Origin of the sequence: Novosphingobium sp. SG751A (assembly GCF_013149295.1) — a bacterium.
Classification (GTDB): domain Bacteria; phylum Pseudomonadota; class Alphaproteobacteria; order Sphingomonadales; family Sphingomonadaceae; genus Novosphingobium.
The window spans coordinates 1-1,124 of the sequence record NZ_JABGCB010000072.1 but is presented as its reverse complement, the minus strand read 5'-3'; the positions used below and the strand labels follow the sequence as shown (position 1 = coordinate 1,124).

The following is a 1,124-nucleotide window of genomic DNA, read 5'->3' as shown; positions in this document are numbered from 1 at the left end:
GAGCATACAGATGAAGACCCGCGCCGCCGTTGCTTTTGCGCCCAAGACCCCGCTCGAAATCGTCGAAGTCGATCTCGAAGGCCCCAAGGCCGGTGAGGTTTTGGTGGAGATCATGGCAACCGGCATTTGCCATACCGATGCCTACACGCTCGATGGTTTTGATTCGGAAGGCATCTTTCCGAGCATTCTGGGCCACGAAGGCGCGGGCATCGTGCGCGAGGTGGGCGCGGGCGTGACCAGCGTGGTCCCCGGCGACCATGTGATCCCGCTCTATACGCCCGAATGCCGCCAGTGCAAAAGCTGCCTGTCGGGCAAGACCAACCTGTGCACCGCGATCCGCGCGACTCAGGGCAAGGGACTGATGCCGGACGGCACCACGCGCTTTTCGTACAAGGGTCAGCCGATCTTCCACTATATGGGCTGCTCGACCTTTTCGAACTTCACCGTCCTGCCCGAAATCGCGCTGGCCAAAATCCGCCAGGACGCGCCGTTTCAGTCGGCCTGCTATATCGGCTGCGGCGTGACCACGGGCGTGGGCGCGGTGGTCAACACGGCCAAGGTGCAGGTGGGCGACAATGTGGTGGTCTTCGGCCTCGGCGGGATCGGCCTCAATGTCATTCAGGGCGCGCGTCTGGCCGGGGCCAACAAGATCATCGGCGTCGACCTTAACCCCGACCGCGAGGAATGGGGCCGCCGTTTCGGCATGACCGACTTCCTCAACACGCGGGGCATGAGCCGCGAGGACATCGTGGCGAAAATCGTGCTGATGACCGATGGCGGCGCGGATTACACCTTTGACGCCACCGGCAATACCGAGGTCATGCGCACCGCGCTTGAGGCCTGCCACCGCGGCTGGGGCACCAGCATCATCATCGGCGTGGCGGAAGCGGGCAAGGAAATCAGCACCCGTCCGTTCCAGCTGGTGACGGGCCGCAACTGGCGCGGCACAGCCTTTGGCGGCGCCAAGGGCCGCACCGATGTGCCCAAAATCGTCGACATGTATATGACCGGCAAGATCGAGATCGACCCCATGATCACCCATGTCATGGGCCTTGAAGACATCAACACCGCCTTCGACCTCATGCACGAAGGCAAGTCGATCCGCTCCGTCGTCGTATTTTGAA

Annotated in this window: 1 protein-coding gene; it reads left to right on the top strand. The window is 62.5% G+C overall.

Annotated elements, in window-relative coordinates:
- The first annotated feature begins 10 nt into the window (after positions 1-10).
- Positions 11-1,123, top strand: coding sequence for an S-(hydroxymethyl)glutathione dehydrogenase/class III alcohol dehydrogenase (locus FHW96_RS25915; RefSeq protein ID WP_172343448.1), 1,113 nt, complete (start codon positions 11-13; stop codon positions 1,121-1,123).
- Position 1,124 lies beyond the last annotated feature (1 nt).